This window comes from Arthrobacter sp. Y3221087 (assembly GCF_059089905.1).
In genome coordinates, this window is record NZ_JBNHFE010000001.1 from 266,501 (window position 1) to 282,594 (window position 16,094).

Consider the following 16,094-nt stretch of genomic DNA (forward strand, 5'->3'; position numbering starts at 1 on the left):
TTGCCCACCTCTCTAAGGAAACTCCGCCATGCAAACGATCGCCCTCCCTAGGATTCCGCACTTTATCGCAGGTACGGAGGCAGCCGGCTCCGGTGACAAAATCCGCCAGGTGTTCAACCCGGCCACCGGCAAGGTGACCGCGGAGGTGCGTCTTGCGAACTGCGAGGACCTGGAAACCGCCGTCGCCGCAGCCCGCAAGGCCGCCGACACCTGGGGTGACATTTCCCTGGCCAAGCGCACCGCGGTGCTGTTCAAGTTCCGCGAACTCGTCGCCGCGCACGTGGACGAACTCGCGCAGTTGGTCACTGCCGAGCACGGCAAGGTGATCTCCGATGCCAAGGGCGAAATCGGGCGTGGCCTGGAGGTCATCGAATACGCCTGCGGGATCCCCAGCCTGCTCAAGGGTGATTACTCGGACCAGGTGTCCACCGGCATCGACGTGTTCTCCTTCCGCGAACCGCTCGGCGTGGTCGCGGGCATCACGCCGTTCAACTTCCCCGTCATGGTGCCGCTGTGGATGGCCCCGATGGCGATCGCCACCGGCAACGCCTTCATCCTCAAGCCCTCGGAGCGTGACCCGTCCCCGTCGCTGCTGCTGGCCAAACTCTGGAGGCAGGCCGGCTTGCCGGACGGCGTGTTCCAGGTCCTGCACGGCGACAAGGAAACAGTTGACGGGCTGCTGACTCACCCGGACGTGGACGGCATCTCTTTCGTCGGGTCCACCCCGATCGCGCAGTACGTCCACGAGACCGCCACCCGGCACGGCAAGCGCGTCCAGGCCCTGGGCGGGGCGAAGAACCACGCCATCGTGATGCCCGACGCCGACCTGGACAACGCGGCCGACCACCTCGCTGCCGCCGCGTTCGGCTCGGCCGGTGAACGCTGCATGGCCATCTCCGTCGCTGTCGCCGTCGGTGACGCCGCGGACCTGCTGGTCAAGAAGGTCGAAGAACGTGCCCTGGCCGTGAAGGTGAACAACGGCACCGTCCCCGACGCCGAAATGGGCCCGGTCATCACCCCGGCGTCCAAGGAACGCATCGTTCTGATCGTGACCGAGGCCGAAACCGCGGGTGCGGCCATTGTGGTGGACGGCCGCGACCTGGTGGTCCCCGGTCACGAGGACGGCTTCTGGGTGGGCCCCACCGTCATCGACCACGTCACGACCGAAATGACCGCCTACACCGAAGAGATCTTTGGGCCCGTCCTGGTCGTGGTCCGCGTCGACACCCTCGAGGACGGCATCAAGCTGATCAACGCCAACCCCTACGGCAACGGCACCGCCATCTTCACCTCGTCCGGCGCCGCTGCCAGGAAGTTCCAGCGCTCCGTGACCGTCGGCATGATCGGCATCAACGTCCCCCTGCCCGTACCGGTGGCCTACCACTCCTTCGGCGGCTGGAAAGCCTCCCTCTTCGGCGACAAGCACATCTATGGCCCCGAAGGCGTCTCCTTCTACACCCGCGGCAAGGTCATCACCTCCCGCTGGCCCGAAACCCACCACGCCTCCGGCGCCTCCTACAACTTCTCGTCCAACTGAACGCGGGAGAAATGGACGCCACGACCACGATTGCCAGGGCGTATCTGGCAACGTCGCCAACGTCAGACCTCGTACCCGGCACGGTGAAACGCCGGGCTCCGGGAAATTTCGACGTCGTGATAGCCATCAAGTTCGTTGGCATCTGCCATTCCGACATCCACACGGCGCGGGGGGACTGGTCCGTCAACTATCCGGTGGTGGTAGGCCACGAAATTGCCGGAGTAGTGGAAGCCATCGGCCCAAAGGTAACGCGCCATAAAGTGGGAGACCGGGTGGGCGTCGGCTGTTTCGTCGACTCCTGCCGCGAGTGCACAAACTGCCGCGGCGGCGAAGAGCAGTACTGCCTGCAGGGCGCGACCAGCACGTATAACTCCATTGGCCGTGACGGCCTCCCCACTGCAGGCGGGTACAGCACCAGCATCGTGGTGGACGAGAACTACGTCGTGCGCATCCCGGCGGGGATTCGCCTCGAAGAGGCCGCCCCGCTGCTGTGCGCCGGCATCACCATGTACTCGCCGCTGCGCAACTGGGGCGCAGGACCGGGGAAACGGGTCGCCATCGTTGGCATGGGGGGACTTGGCCACATGGGCATCAAGATCGCAGCGGCGATGGGTGCTGAGGTCACCGTGCTGAGCCGGACGCTGAGCAAGCAGGAGGACGCCCTCCGGCTCGGTGCGCACCAGCTGTGTGCCACGTCAGATCCGGCTACGTTCGAAAATCTCCAAGGCACTTTCGACCTGATTATTAACACTGCCGCCATGGATATCCACTTGGACGCATACCTCTCCTTGCTTGCATTGGATGGCACCATGGTCCTGGTGGGTCTGCCGTCCAAACCACTCAGCCAACGGGCCTGGTCGCTGGTTTCCTTCCGTCGCAACCTGGCCGGTTCCAAGATGGGCGGGATTCGGCAAACCCAGGAAATGCTGGACTACTGTGCCGCCAAAGGACTGGGCGCCGAGGTGGAAGTCATCCCGGCGGCCCAGATCAATGAAGCCTACGGCCGAGTCCTCGCCGGTGACGTGCGGTACCGCTTCGTGGTGGACGCAGAAACATTTTGATCTCCGCCTGCGCCAGCCATTCCGCGTTGGACTTACTACACCGCGTAGGGGTCGGCGATGCCGATGTATTGGGTGGTGGTGTATTCGGCAATTCCTTCTGATCCGCCCTCGCGGCCGAGCCCTGATTGCTTGACGCCGCCGAAGGGTGCGGCGGCGTTGGAGATGACGCCGGCGTTGAACCCGACCATACCGAACTCGATCTGTTCGGCCACCCTCAACAAACGGTTGAAATCCTTGCTGTAGAGGTAGGACGCGAGGCCGTATTCGGAGGCGTTGGCGAGCCGGATCGCGTCGTCTTCGGTTGTGAAGGTAGTCACAGGGGCGACAGGGCCGAAGATTTCCTGGCCCAGGATCGCGGCATCGTTGGGGACGTCGGCGAGGACGGTGGGCTGGTAGAAGTAGCCGGGCCCGTCCACGGGCGCCCCGCCGGTGACAGCGACGGCTCCGGCGTCGACGGCGGCACTCACCAAAGCGTGGACGTCCTCGCGGGCGCCGGCGTCGATGAGCGGACCAACCCGGCTGGCAGGATCGGTGCCCCGTCCCGTGGCCAAGGCGCCCATCGCGGCAGCGAACTTCCGCGTGAACTCGGCGGCGACGGATTCGTGGACGAGGAACCTGTTGGCGGCGGTGCAGGCTTCGCCCATGTTCCGCATTTTCGCGGCCATGGCCCCTTCGACGGCGGCGTCGAGGTCGGCGTCCTCGAAGACGATGAAGGGGGCGTTCCCGCCGAGTTCCATCGAGGTGCGCAGGACGTTTTGGGCGGCGTCGGCCATCAGCCGTTTACCGACCGGGGTGGACCCGGTGAAGGAGACCTTCCGCAGGCGGGAGTCCTTTAGCAGCGGCCCGGAAATCCCCGAAGCGGACGACGATGAAACAACATTGAGGACCCCGGGCGGGAGGCCGGCGTCGAGCATGGTCTGCGCGAAGTACTGGGCCGTCAGTGGGGTGAGCTTGGCCGGCTTCAACACCATCGTGCAGCCTGCGGCCACGGCAGGGGCTACTTTGCGGGTGGCCATAGCGAGCGGGAAGTTCCAGGGGGTGATGAGCAGGCAGGGGCCGACAGGTTTGTGCTGGACCAGGATCTTGTTCTTGCCCTCAGGAGAAGTGAGGTAGCGGCCGTAGTCCCGGACGGTTTCCTCGGAGAACCAGCGCAGGAACTCCGCCCCGTACGTGACCTCGCCGCGGGCCTCGGCCAGCGGCTTGCCCATCTCCAGCGTCATCAGCAGCGCGAAGTCCTCGGCGCGTTCGGTGACCAGGTCAAAGGCCCGGCGCAGGATCTCAGCCCGCGCCCGCGGAGCTGTCCGGGCCCAGGACGCCTGCGCCGCGTCGGCCGCGTCCAAAGCCGCAACGGCGTCCTCGCTTGTGGCGGAAGCGAGGGTGGCGAGGACCTGCCCGGTGGCAGGATCGTGCACGTCGAATGTGCCGCCGTCGGACGCGTCCACCCACTCCCCGCCGATCAACAGGCCGGTGGGCACCGACGCCAGCAGTGCGGCCTCACGCTCCGGCGATACGGCAGGGGATGAAGGGGCGGTGGGAAGCACGGAAGAAACTGTCATCGAATAAGTCCTTACAGAAAACTGGAAGCTGTAGTGCAGGCAACGGCGGCGGCGGAACCCGGTTCCACCGCCGCCTGCCGATTTATTTGCGTGTTTCGGGCTCCGGGGTGCGGAGCTTGTTGAGGTCGCTCTGGGTCAGGACGCGGGTCCGCTCGAATCGGGGGTCGTTTCGGAGTTCGATGACCAGGCCGATGCCGAGCAGGGCGACGATGACGGTGAACGGCAGGGCCGATAGCATCGCGGCCTGCTGGAGTGCGCCCAGGCCGCCGACGATGAGCAGTACCACTGCGCACAGACCGGTGAGCAAGCCCCATGTAGTGAGGATGGGCTTGGTGGGTTTGAGGGTTCCGCGGGAGGACATCATGCTCAGGACGTAGGTGTTGGCGTCAGCACCGGAGACGAAGTACATGACCACCAGGCAGATCGAGATGACCGAGGTGACACCGGACAGCGGGAGTTCGGCGAGGGTGGCGAAGAAGGCTGAGTTGACGTCCTCGAGGGCCGCTGCGCCGATCTGACCGCCGTTGTCCATGTCGAACTTGATGGCGGAGCCGCCGAAGATGGTGAACCAGGCGAAGAAGACGACGCTGGGAACAATCATGACGCCGGCGACGAATTCACGGATGGTGCGTCCCTTGGAGATCTTGGCCAGGAAGACGCCCACGAAGGCACCCCAGCTAAGCCACCAGGCCATCATGAAGTAGGTCCACCACTGCATCCACTGGACGTCTTCGGGAGTGCTCGGGGTGAGCAGGCTGACGGCGAAGAATTCGCTGGCGTACTGGCCCAGGGAGCGGAAGAACAGGTTGGAGATGAAGTTCGTGGGGCCGGTGAACAGTACGTAGAGTCCCAGACCTGCGGAGAGGACCATGGTGGTCTGGCTCAGGTATTTGATGCCCTTGTGCACGCCGGAGAGGGCGGACAGGGTGAAGAGCACGGTGATGACGGCAATGATGATGATCTGGCCCACGAGGTTCGAGGGGATGCCCAGGACGCGGTCGATTCCTTCGCCGATCTGGGAGGCGCCCAGCCCGAGGGACGTGGTGGTTCCGAACAGGGTGGCGATGATGGCGAAAACGTCGATCATCTTGCCGAACCAGCCGTCCACCAGCTTGCCGAAGATCGGGCGGAGCATCGGTGAGACCAGGCCGGCGTTGTTGCGGCAGTGGGTGGAGTAGGCGATGGCGAGGCCGAAGACACCGAATACTGCCCAGGCGTGCGGGCCCCAGTCGAAGTAGGAGAACTGCATGGCCCGGACGGCGGCTTCCATCGTCCCGGCCTCGGCCAGGCCGTGGGGCGGTGAGGCGAAGTGGGAAATGGGTTCGGCGACGCCGTAGCTGATGAGGCCGATTCCCATGACGGCGGAGAGGATCATGGCCAGCCAGGCCCAGGTGCTGAACTCCGGCTTGGCGTCCTGGGCGCCGAGGCGGATCCGGCCGAACCGGCTGGTGCCGATGTAGACCAGGAGGCCAATGCATCCCAAGGTGACAACCAGGTAGCTCCACCCGACGCTCTGTGCCACCCAGTCCATGGCGGTGGTCATGACGCCGCTCAGGCTCTCCGGTGATACCGATGCCCAGATGGTGAAGGCCCCGATGAGTCCAATGGAGGCCCAGAAGACGGCTCCAGGCCTGTTCCGCAGGCGGTCTGCCGTTTCCATAGCAGTTTCGCTGGCATTGGGGGAGTTGAGGGGATTGCGGGTATCGCCGGAGGCTGTGGTGTCCATCAGGTCTTCGGCATTTTTGGTGTGGCTCATGGGGGGCTCCAGATTGCAACGCTGCAGTGGGATGAAGTGGGGGCCTTCACGAATGGAAGTGATGGCGGGCCGGCCCGGGGGACTGGGGGGCGCCGGGCCGGCCCGCTTGACGGTGGATTAGAGTTCCTCGAGGCGTGCGCCGTCGAAGAAGTGACCGGCTTTGTAAATCATGGGGTCGACGTCGGCCACTTCGGCGTGCCGTACGCGGCCGACGAAGATGGTGTGGGTTTTGGCTTGGAAGCGTTCCTTGATTTCCGCTTCGAGCGAGGCGGCGGAGCCGTCGATCAGGGGGACACCGTTGGGTCCGGCGTGCCATTCCAGGTCGGCGAACTTGTCCGGGGCCTTCGAGGCGAAGGTCTTTACGGTGCCGAGCTGATCGTTGCTGAGGATGTTGATCCCGAAGTGGGTCGATTGGAAAAGCGCCGGGTAGGTGGACGATGTCTTCTGGACGCAGACCAGGACCAGCGGCGGGTCAAGGGAGATCGAGGCGTAGGAGTTGGCGGCAAGGCCTCGCGGCGTGCCGTCCTCATCGGTGGTGGTCACCACGGTGACGCCGGTAATGAACTGCCGGTTGAAGCCCTTCATGATCTCCAGCGGGAGGTTGCCGGAGAGATTGTCGACGACTACTTCCGGGGTTTCCTCCTCGAAGGCGGAGCCAAGGGACGGAATACCAACGTGGGCAAGGAGTTCGACGGCGTCCCACGTCACCTGTTCGTAGGCGATCCGGCCGTCGCGCAGGGTGAGGGCATTGGAGCCACGGGTTTCCACGACGCGTCCTGTGGGCGGCACTCCCCGCAGCGGGCTGGTGAAAGTTCCGGTGGAGGTCCAGAAGATGGCCATGTCGTCACCATTGGCGATGACCTTCTCGATCCGGGTGGTGAGGTCCGGGAAGGCGGCCCGGACGTCGAGGATTTCCTGCTGCAGCTCTTTCAGGCCGGACACCTTTTTTGTGCCGGCGCTTTCCCGCTGGTAATCGGGGGTGACGATGGCGTCAAAAGCGGTGACATCCCCTTCGTCCCACGCTGCTGTCCAGGCGGCGGTCACGGTGTCATTGATTGTCTGTTGCATGCCACAACCGTAAGACGTCATGTGATCTGCGTCAATAGGAAGCTCAGAATCTCATACTGAGCCGCGACTTTTGGGGAACTCTTGACGGCCTTCTTGTATGCAACGTAGATTTGATGCATGCAAGAAACCACCCAGTTGCGGAAAGACCCGCAGGCGAACGGAAACCAGAGCAGCCTCCTGGCCAAGCTGCGGAAGCTGGTGCTAAGCGGTGAATACCCTCCCGGCGCGCCACTACCGGAGCTTTTCCTGGCAGAGGAATTCGAGGTAAGCCGTACCCCGGTGCGGGAAGCCCTCAAGCAGCTGGAAAACGAGGGCCTAGTAGAAATCAGGCCCAAGGTGGGGACCTTCGTACGGATCCCCACGCGGCGCGAAATTGTGGAACTCTTCCAGTTGAAGGAAAGCCTCGAGGGCCTGGCCGCCAGCCTCCTCGCCCGGCGGGGACCCGTTCCGGAGATGGACATCCTGAAACGCAACATCGAAGAGTCAGAGCGGGCCGAACGAAGGGCTGACACTGCCCGGTACGCGGAACTGGTCCACGAGTTCCACTGGACCATCGTCAGGGGCTCGGACAACTCCAAGCTTGTGGAGCACTACGGGCGGCTCATGAATCAGCTCGCCTACCACCGGATTGTCCTCGAAACCGTGGAGCGTCCCGCGCGCATGCGGGCGTCCATCCGCGAACACCAGTCCGTCGTGGATTCACTCCTGGAGAAGGACCCTGTAGGTGCCGAGCTCGCCATGCGCGGCCACGTCAACGCCTCTAGCCTGGCCGCGGCGCGCGGCGCAGATACCGGCACCGTCGCCGGTTCTGAAAACGAAGCTTAGCCACCGAAAGGAACCCCATGACTGTCGCTAATTACCCAAAGAAGGGTTGAACCGTGCCCGAAACAACTACCCCCGTCGCTGAGGGAAACAACCCTGCGTCCCACGTCGATGATCTTGCGCGCGCAGTGGGTGTCCGCAAAATCACCGTCCTGACCGAAGAAGTCCTCCGGGATGGTTCCGGCGCACTGCCCGCCAGCGTCACGAGGGCCGCCGCAGCAGCCGTCATCCGCAACCCCTGGATTGGCTCGGCTGTCTCCACCGACCTGGCGCCGGAAACCGAACGCATCGCCCCCGTGCTGGCAAAGATCCTCACCGACCGCCTCACCGCCGCCCTGGGCGGTGCCGGAGAAATCGAGGCCTTCGGAAAGTCCGCTGTGGTGGGGCTGAAGGGCGAGGTTGAGCACGCCGCGGCACTGATCCATACACCGTACTTTGGCAACCTCGTCCGGGAGTTCCTCGAGGGCACGTCAATCCTGTCCTTCTCGGATGACCGGGCAGAACCGGGAATTTCCATCGCCGTCCCCATGTGGCACAAGGAAGCAGCCTCAACCCGCAGCCACTACCAAACCATCACGCTGAGCCTGAATGACGCCCCGCATCCCAACGAAATTGTTGTGGTTGCAGCGGCGTCAACGGGTTCGCGGCCGCACCCACGCATCGGCGACCGCACAACTGACCAGCCTGTAACCGCCCAGATCCTCGAAGGAATCCTGCAATGAACATCCGCAAAATCGTCACCCTGTCCGAAGAGATCCTGACCGAAGGCGGCCGTCCCGTAGAGCCCGGAGCGCGGGTGGCCATCGCCGTCGCGGTCCTGGAGAACCCGTGGGCCGGGCAGGGCTTCGTGGAGGACCTGACCGAGGGCATTGACGCCACCGCCTCGGACCTCGGCGCTCTCCTGACCCCCAAAGTCATCGAAGCGCTCGGTGCACCCGTCGAGGCCTACGGAAAGGCCGCCATCGTGGGCATCGAGGGGGAGATCGAGCACGGTTCGGCGCTGATCCACACCCTTAAGTTCGGTGACCACTACCGCAAAGCAGCCTCAGCCACCACGCTGCTTCCCGCCGTCGAAAAGCGCGCCCCCGCAGGGACAGTCTTCGACATCCCGATGAAGCACATCACGGACGCGACCATCCGGTCCCACCACCAGAGCGTGGAGGTCAGGATTGCCGATGCTCCCCACGCCGGGGAAATCCTCATCGCCCTGGCCGCGTCCGCCCAGGGCAGGCCGCAGGAGCGCCTGGCACCCTTGTCCACGGAGCAATGAGCCCCATGCCCGAAACGCCCGTAGCTCTCCTGCACGGCGTTGGCCTTGACTCCACCATGTGGGAGCCCATCCGGGACGCCCTCAAGCGGAACTCGGTCGCCCTCGATCTGCCCGGCCACGGGCAGCAGCCGGCACTGCAGCATGAAACCTCGCTCGCCGGACTCGCCAGGGACGTGCTGACCCGCCTTCCCGAGAAGAGCCACCTGGTGGGATTCTCCCTCGGGGCGCTGATCGCCCAGTACATCGCCCGGTTCAACCCGGAGCGGGTGGAAACCCTCACGTGTGTGAACTCGGTCTGCCGCCGGACAGAACCTGAAGCCCGGGCGGTCCTGGCCAGGCTCGCCTCTGCGGAGCAGGACTTCCCGGCGACCGTCGAGGCCTCCATCGACCGCTGGTACACCGGCACTTCCGTCCCCACGGACCTGGTGGAGGCAACCCGCCGCACCTTGCAGGCAAACGACGTCGGCTCCTTCGTCCACGCCTACCGCGTCTTCGCCACTGGAGATGCGGTGATCGGCCCGGAACTCGGCAACATCACCGTCCCTACCCTGGCCGTCACGGGCGAACTGGACCCCGGATCAACACCGGACATGACAAGGCGCCTGGCAGAGGCAATTCCAGGCGCAAAAAGCCTCATTGTGCCGGGCGCCCGGCACATGCTGCCCGTCCAGGACGCCGATGTCCTGGCCGGAGCCATCAACGACTTCATCCAAGAATCCGAAGGAGAACGGGCATGACGCTTCGACTCGACCACTTCATCGGTGGTACCTGGACTGCCCCGGCCGGCGGCGAATACTTCGCAAGCACCAACCCCGCAACCCTGGAGGTCCTCTACGAGGCCGCCCGCGGAACTGAAGAGGACGTCCGGCGCGCCGTCGCGGCCGCCAAGACCGCTTTCGAGTCCCCGCTCTGGCGCGGTCTCACGGCCACCAAACGCGGGCACCTCCTGCGCCGCCTCGGCGACCTGATCGGCGAGCACGCAGAAGAGCTCGCCGAACTTGAAACGCTGGACAACGGCAAGCTCCTGCGCGAGATGCGCGGCCAGCTCGCCGGCCTGCCAGAGTACCTCTACTACTACGCCGGGCTCGCCGACAAGGTCCAGGGCAGCCAGATCCCCACCAACTCGGTCACCATGCTCAACTACACCCAGCGGGAGCCGCTGGGTGTCGTCGGGGCGATCACGCCGTGGAATTCCCCGCTGACGCTGACGACGTCGAAGCTCGCCCCGGCACTGGCCGCCGGCAACACCGTGGTCATCAAGCCCAGCGAGTACACGTCCCGGACCATCCTCCGCGTGGCCGAGCTGGCCTCCCAGGCCGGTTTCACGGACGGCGTGGTCAACGTTGTCACCGGGTTCGGCCAGGAGGCGGGAGCCGCACTGGTCAGCCACCGCGACCTCGCCAAGATCTCCTTCACGGGATCCACGCAGACCGGAGCCCGCATCGCTGCGGAAACCGCGTCACGGTTCATCGGCTCCACCCTGGAGCTCGGCGGCAAGAGCCCCAACATCGTGTTCGACGACGCGGACGTGTCCAACGCCGCGATGGGCGTCATCGCCGGGATCTTCGCCGCCGCAGGGCAGACCTGCATCGCCGGCAGCCGGGTCTTCGCGCACCGCAGCATCTATGACGAACTCGTCGAACGCGTGGCGGAGCGGGCGGCATCGATCATCATCGGTGACCCGCGGCTGGCAGAGACCGAGCTGGGCCCCCTGGCTTTCGGCGCCCAGCTGGACAAGGTCAGCTCCTACGTGGACATCGGCGTCAAGGAAGGCGCCACGGTCCGCACCGGCGGACACCGCCCGGAGATCGGCCTCCCGGGCTACTTCTTCTCACCCACCGTCCTGACCGACGTCGACAACTCCATGCGGGTTGTCCGGGAAGAGATCTTCGGGCCGGTCGCCGCGATCATGCCGTTCGACTCCGAAGACGAGGTGGTTGGCCTGGCCAACGACACCGAGTACGGGCTGGCCGCAGGCGTCTGGACCCAGAACCTGGCCCGCGCCCACCGGATGGCCCGCCGTCTTGAGGCCGGCACGGTGTGGGTCAACACCTACCGTGCCATGTCCCCGATGTCACCGCGCCAGGGTTTCAAAAACTCAGGCGTAGGCATCGAGCACGGCCTCGAGTCCATGCATGAATACACCCGGCTCAAGAGCGTCTGGATCAACACCGACGAAGGCCCGGTGTCTGACCCGTTCGTCCTGCGCAGCTAAGGAACCCCAATGCCACTTATCGAAGTCTCCATCGCCCGCGGCCGGACCCCCGAGCAGCTCCGCTCGCTCATCGCCGAGCTGCACAGGGCAGCCGAAACCTCAGTGGGAGCGGTGCCGGAAAACACCACCGTCATCGTCCGCGAAATCGAGCACGAACACTGGTCCCGCGGCAACCAGACCATCGCCGAACGCAACGCGGCAAACCGCTAAGCAGCAGCCAGCCGTCACCGCGAACGCCACACATCACAAGGAGCCACCACATGCGCTTTTCACTTTTTGTCCACATGGAACGCTGGGACGAATCCGTCTCGCACCGCGAATGCTTCGAGAATCTGACCGAGCTCACCCTCATGGCTGAAGCGGGCGGGTTCAGCACCGTCTGGATCGGTGAACACCACTCCATGGAGTACACCATCTCACCCAGCCCCATGCCCCAGCTCGCCTACCTGGCAGCCCGCACGTCCAAAATCCGCTTGGGTGCCGGAACCATCATCGCGCCCTTCTGGAACCCGCTCCGGGTTGCAGGGGAGTGCGCGCTCCTGGACGTCATCAGCAACGGCCGGATGGAAGTGGGGCTGGCACGCGGCGCGTACCAGTTCGAGTTCGACCGCCTGCTGGACGGCATGCCGGCGGTCGACGGCGGCAAGCACCTCCGCGAGCTCGTTCCGGCCGTGCGGAAGCTCTGGGAAGGCGACTACGCGCACGACGGCGAGGTGTGGAAGTTCCCGACGTCCACCAGCGTCCCCAAGCCGATCCAGAAGCCGACGCCGCCCATGTGGATCGCCGCCCGCGACATCTCCTCGCACGAGTTCGCGGTCGCCAATGGCTGCAACGTCATGGTGACCCCACTCATGAAGGGCGACGAGGAGGTCGAGGACCTGGCACGCAAGTTTGATACCGCCGTCGAAAACAACCCCGGCGTCCCTCGCCCGGACCTCATGGTCCTACGGCACACCCACGTCCACTCCGCGGACGACCCCGAAGGCTGGCGCCGGCCCGCCGAAGGGATCAACAAGTTCTACCGCACCTTCGATGCCTGGTTCGGGAACAAGGCTGCCCCGGTCAACGGCTTCCTGGAGCCCAGCCCGGAAGAGAAGTTCGCCGAGCGCCCGGAGTTCACGCCCGAGTCCCTCCACCGCACCGCCATGATCGGAACGCCGGAAGAGGTGATCGAGCGGATCCGCCATTACGAGTCGCTCGGCGTCACCGAATTCAGCCTCTGGTCGGACAACAGCCTCACGCACGAGGAAAAGAAGCGTTCGCTCGAGCTCTTCATCGAGCACGTCGTGCCGGCCTTCCAGGAGCAGCCGGCGGTTGCGGCCCAGTAGGGCTCAAAAAGCAGGACGGCCGGCTGGTATCCACCAGCCGGCCGTCCCGCTTTTTCCAGTAATCAGCGCGCCGTGCCCGCCAGCTCATCCGGCTGGACAGATTCGTTGGCCTTGCTGTCCTCAAGGTCATCCAGCGACTTGCCCCGGGTGTCGGGGGACAGGAGGGTGGCCAGTGCTGCCACGGCACAGATGCCGAATGTAGTCAGCCCGATGACCACGGGAATGTTGGTGGAGCCCGGGGGCGCCACCGCCGTGAAAATGCTCGGGAAGAACGAGGCGATCATGAGGCCCAGGTTCTGCGACACCGCGAAGCCGGTGACGCGGATCCGCATGGGGAACTGCTCCTGGAAGAAAGTGGCGAAGGTGGCGTTCCACATTTGGAAGAAGAGGCCCTGCACAATGACGATGCAGACGAAGACCATTGCAAGGCTGCCCTGTTCGATGGCCCAGAGGTAGCCGCCGGCCAGCGCGCCGCCGCCCAGGCCGCCCGCCACCATCAGCATCCGCCGGCCGATCTTGTCCGAAAGTGCACCGAACAGCGGAATGGTGGCGACGGCGGCGATGTTGGCCACAAGGGTCACCCACAGGAAGTCGCTGCTGGAGAAGCCGTTGCCGTAGCCCTTCTGCGTGGCGTAGGAGACGCCGAAGATGAGGGTCGCCATGCCGATCACGTTGGTGAAGGTCATCAGGACGCAACGAACCAGGACCCATGGGTAGCTGCGGACCAGGTCAACGAGCGGGAACCGCTGCTTGGCCTTGCCCTCTGCGGACTGTGCCGCATACGCCGGCGGCTCCTGCACGCGGCGGCGGATCACGTAGCCGGCCAGGATCACGAAGGCGCTGAGCAGGAACGGGATGCGCCAGCCCCAGGACTGGAACTGCTCGGCGGGCAGGATCGCGGCAAGCGGGAGCAGGACCGCGGTGGCCAGGATGGAGCCCACCTGGGTGCCCTGCAGGCTGAAGCTCGCGAAGAAGCCGCGCTTGGCGTCGGGGGAGTGTTCCACGATCATTGCGCTGGCGCCGCCCAGTTCACCTGCGACCGCGAAGCCCTGGATGAGCCGGAGGATCACCAGCAGGATCGGCGCCAGGATGCCCACCTGGCCGTACGTGGGCAGCAGGCCGACGGCGAAGGTGGCGAAGCCCATCAGCAGCATGGCGAAGACGAGCACCTGCTTGCGTCCGTGCCGGTCACCATATGCACCGAGAACGACGGCGCCTACCGGGCGGGAGACGTAGCCCACCGCATAGGTGGCGAGCGAGGCGATGATCCCCACGGTCGGGTTCTCAGTGGGGAAGAAAATGGCGGGGAAGATGAGCGTCGCGGCCAGCGAGTACAGCGCAAAGTCGTAGTACTCGAGTGCGCTGCCGATCCAGCCGCTCATCGCGGCTTTCTTGGGGTCCCTCTTGCCGGCACTGGCTTCAGGGGCTGGGGACACTGCCCCGGGGGTGGTGCTCATGTGGTGATCCTTCGTCGTCATTGGCAAGGAGCCGGAACCTGGTTCCGTACGGTCAATATGACCTTTGTCGTCCTGCAACGGCTCGTGGAAAGCCCGTCCTTTGAATCGTTTCATCAAGAATACGGCGTGATCGGGGTTACGTCAAAGGTGGATCGTCCGAGACATTCCCGGACGATCCACCTGACTTCCAGTTGTGAAATTGTGCGGCAGTGCCGCGGCGTCGACGAAACGCCTCTCGCGCTCCTTTCAGTCGACGAGGCCGCCCGAGAGCCCCTTCCCCAGCCACTTACGGGCCAAAATACCGAAGATGACAGGCGGAAGGATGCCAAGGGTGCTTGCCGCGAACATTGATCCCCACTCGACCTGGAAGGCGCCGAAGTATCCGGGGATCGTTGTGGGGAAGGTATTCGCCGTCCGCTGGGTGAGGACGAAGGCGTAGAAGAATTCGTTCCACGTGAGAATGAAAACCAGGGTGGCGGTGGCTATGACACCCGATGCGGCCATGGGCAGCGAAAGCTTCCGGAAGACGCCCCACTCCGAGAGGCCGTCCACCAGTCCGGCCTCTTCGACTTCAGAGGGGATGTCCAGGAAGAAGCCGTGCATCATCCAGATACCGAAGGCAAGGTTGTAGACGATGTAGACGGCGATGATTCCAGCGTATGTATCGATGAGGCCTGCGCCTGCTGCAAGGAGGTAGATCGGCAGTGCGAAGACCACCGCAGGACCCATGCGTGTGCCCAGGACCAGGAAGAGGAAGCGGTCCTTGTGCTTGCCCTTCATCCTTGCGAGGGCGTGGCCGCCCATGGCGGACAGCGTGACGACGATGGCCGTGGTGACCAGGGCGATAAGGAAGCTGTTGAGCAATGCGCGCGGGAAGGTGCTGCCCAGAACGCGTTCGAACGAGGTCCAGTCAGGTGCCTGCAACCAGTCGATGGGGATCTGGCGCCAGTCCACCTGGGGTGTGACTGCGATGCGGAGCATCACCGCCACCGGCACCAGGCACACCAGGCTGACTAGGATCATTGCCACATAGTTGGGGATGTCCCAAAGCTTCCGGGAGTGGAACTGCCGGGGAGGGGTCGACGCGGCCGGGCTGGGACTCCGGGGCGGGCCCTCGGCGGCGGTCCTGCGCCTGGAGGTGGTGTGCGAGGTCATTCTGATACTCCCTTGCTTGCTCGGAAGAATTTGACGATGAAGGTGCTGACAGCGCTGATGATGACCAGCACTACGAAGCCGACGGCGGCTGAGAAGCCCAGATCCAAATACTGGAAGGCGTTGCGCCAGAGGTAGATCGGAAGGGTTTCTGACGACGTCCCGGGCCCGCCGTTGGTCATGATGAAGAGCTTGTCGAACTCACGGAAGCTGTCCATAAACCGAATGAGGGCAACGAGCACCAGCAGCGGACGGATCTGCGGGAGGATGAAGTGCCACAGCTCCTGCCAGGCGTTGGCGCCGTCGATCTTTGCAGCTTCCATGACGTTTCTGGGGACCGTTTCCATGGCTGCCCCCACCACAATCGCCACAAAGGGAGTCCACTGCCAGGCGTCCACGAATGCGACCGTGACCAGTGAGACGCCGGGGATGGACAGGAAACTCGGAGCGGTGAGCCCCACCAGGCTGAACATCCAGGGAATGAACCCGCCCGAGTCGAGGAGGAACCGGAACATGGCTCCGACGACGAGGGGTGCCAGCACCATGGGAACGATCAGGATGATGCGGAAGAGGCCGTGCCCGCGCAGTCTGCGGGCTACCAGCAGGGCGATGGCAATGCCCACGGGGATGCTTACGGCCATGGAGACGGCTGAGAAAGCCGCTGACTGGCCTGCCGCCTGCCAGAACCTCTCGTCACCGGCAAGGCGGGTGAAGTTCTCGAATCCGATGTAACGGTTGCCTGCGGGGGCTGTGAGGGTCTCCCGCTTGAACATCAGATTCATGATGTAGATGGTGGGGAAGACCAGGACGACCAGGAAGATCAGTGCTGAGGGTGTCAGCGAAAGAAGCGTGTATCCCCGGCTTGTTTTCAT

At 64.5% G+C, this 16,094-nt stretch carries 15 protein-coding genes; 9 read left to right on the top strand and 6 right to left on the bottom strand.

Translation table 11 applies throughout. The features are described from left to right. The first annotated feature begins 28 nt into the window (after positions 1-28). Positions 29-1,537, top strand: coding sequence for a CoA-acylating methylmalonate-semialdehyde dehydrogenase (locus AC5RUO_RS01230; RefSeq protein WP_494102566.1), 1,509 nt, complete (start codon positions 29-31; stop codon positions 1,535-1,537). A gap of 11 nt (positions 1,538-1,548) precedes the next feature. Continuing rightward, positions 1,549-2,598: an NAD(P)-dependent alcohol dehydrogenase gene (locus AC5RUO_RS01235; protein ID WP_494102567.1), complete on the top strand. Its 1,050-nt coding sequence runs from the start codon at positions 1,549-1,551 to the stop codon at positions 2,596-2,598. 35 nt (positions 2,599-2,633) lie between these two features. Here the strand turns inward: AC5RUO_RS01235 and AC5RUO_RS01240 are convergent, their stop codons facing one another. The 3 genes from AC5RUO_RS01240 to AC5RUO_RS01250 all read right to left on the bottom strand — a co-directional run bounded on the left by AC5RUO_RS01240 (position 2,634) and on the right by AC5RUO_RS01250 (position 6,978). Beyond that, complete coding sequence (locus AC5RUO_RS01240; RefSeq protein ID WP_494102568.1) at positions 2,634-4,154, bottom strand: NAD-dependent succinate-semialdehyde dehydrogenase; 1,521 nt, start codon at positions 4,152-4,154, stop codon at positions 2,634-2,636. 82 nt (positions 4,155-4,236) lie between these two features. Next, positions 4,237-5,910: a BCCT family transporter gene (locus AC5RUO_RS01245; protein ID WP_494102569.1), complete on the bottom strand. Its 1,674-nt coding sequence runs from the start codon at positions 5,908-5,910 to the stop codon at positions 4,237-4,239. 117 nt (positions 5,911-6,027) lie between these two features. Continuing rightward, positions 6,028-6,978: a flavin reductase gene (locus AC5RUO_RS01250; RefSeq protein ID WP_494009597.1), complete on the bottom strand. Its 951-nt coding sequence runs from the start codon at positions 6,976-6,978 to the stop codon at positions 6,028-6,030. Between the two features lie 117 nt (positions 6,979-7,095). Between AC5RUO_RS01250 and AC5RUO_RS01255 the strand changes: the two genes are divergently transcribed. From AC5RUO_RS01255 to AC5RUO_RS01285, 7 genes are read left to right on the top strand one after another with little or no spacing between them, the layout of a single operon-like run. Further along, on the top strand, positions 7,096-7,803 hold the full coding sequence (locus tag AC5RUO_RS01255) for a GntR family transcriptional regulator (protein WP_494102570.1): 708 nt from the start codon (positions 7,096-7,098) through the stop codon (positions 7,801-7,803). Positions 7,804-7,856: 53 nt separating this feature from the next. Beyond that, positions 7,857-8,522, top strand: a complete 666-nt coding sequence (locus AC5RUO_RS01260) for an amino acid synthesis family protein (protein WP_494102571.1) — start codon at positions 7,857-7,859, stop codon at positions 8,520-8,522. Beyond that, complete coding sequence (locus AC5RUO_RS01265; protein WP_494051839.1) at positions 8,519-9,070, top strand: amino acid synthesis family protein; 552 nt, start codon at positions 8,519-8,521, stop codon at positions 9,068-9,070. Before AC5RUO_RS01260 ends, AC5RUO_RS01265 begins: the two co-directional genes overlap by 4 nt. Beyond that, positions 9,067-9,807, top strand: coding sequence for an alpha/beta fold hydrolase (locus AC5RUO_RS01270; RefSeq protein WP_494102572.1), 741 nt, complete (start codon positions 9,067-9,069; stop codon positions 9,805-9,807). The genes AC5RUO_RS01265 and AC5RUO_RS01270 overlap by 4 nt, the downstream gene beginning before the upstream one ends. Beyond that, on the top strand, positions 9,804-11,285 hold the full coding sequence (locus AC5RUO_RS01275; RefSeq protein WP_494102573.1) for an aldehyde dehydrogenase: 1,482 nt from the start codon (positions 9,804-9,806) through the stop codon (positions 11,283-11,285). Before AC5RUO_RS01270 ends, AC5RUO_RS01275 begins: the two co-directional genes overlap by 4 nt. Positions 11,286-11,294: 9 nt before the next feature. Continuing rightward, positions 11,295-11,495 carry a tautomerase family protein gene (locus AC5RUO_RS01280; RefSeq protein WP_494102574.1) on the top strand — a complete coding sequence of 67 codons (201 nt, stop codon included), beginning with the start codon at positions 11,295-11,297 and terminating at the stop codon, positions 11,493-11,495. Positions 11,496-11,545: 50 nt separating this feature from the next. After that, complete coding sequence (locus tag AC5RUO_RS01285) at positions 11,546-12,613, top strand: LLM class flavin-dependent oxidoreductase (protein WP_494102575.1); 1,068 nt, start codon at positions 11,546-11,548, stop codon at positions 12,611-12,613. 62 nt (positions 12,614-12,675) lie between these two features. On the opposite strand, the gene AC5RUO_RS01290 is transcribed toward AC5RUO_RS01285, so the two are convergent. The 3 genes from AC5RUO_RS01290 to AC5RUO_RS01300 form a co-directional block, all read right to left on the bottom strand. Beyond that, on the bottom strand, positions 12,676-14,070 hold the full coding sequence (locus AC5RUO_RS01290) for an MFS transporter (protein WP_494102576.1): 1,395 nt from the start codon (positions 14,068-14,070) through the stop codon (positions 12,676-12,678). Between the two features lie 246 nt (positions 14,071-14,316). Further along, on the bottom strand, positions 14,317-15,225 hold the full coding sequence (locus AC5RUO_RS01295) for a carbohydrate ABC transporter permease (protein WP_494009588.1): 909 nt from the start codon (positions 15,223-15,225) through the stop codon (positions 14,317-14,319). Continuing rightward, positions 15,222-16,094 carry a carbohydrate ABC transporter permease gene (locus AC5RUO_RS01300; protein ID WP_494009587.1) on the bottom strand — a complete coding sequence of 291 codons (873 nt, stop codon included), beginning with the start codon at positions 16,092-16,094 and terminating at the stop codon, positions 15,222-15,224. Before AC5RUO_RS01300 ends, AC5RUO_RS01295 begins: the two co-directional genes overlap by 4 nt.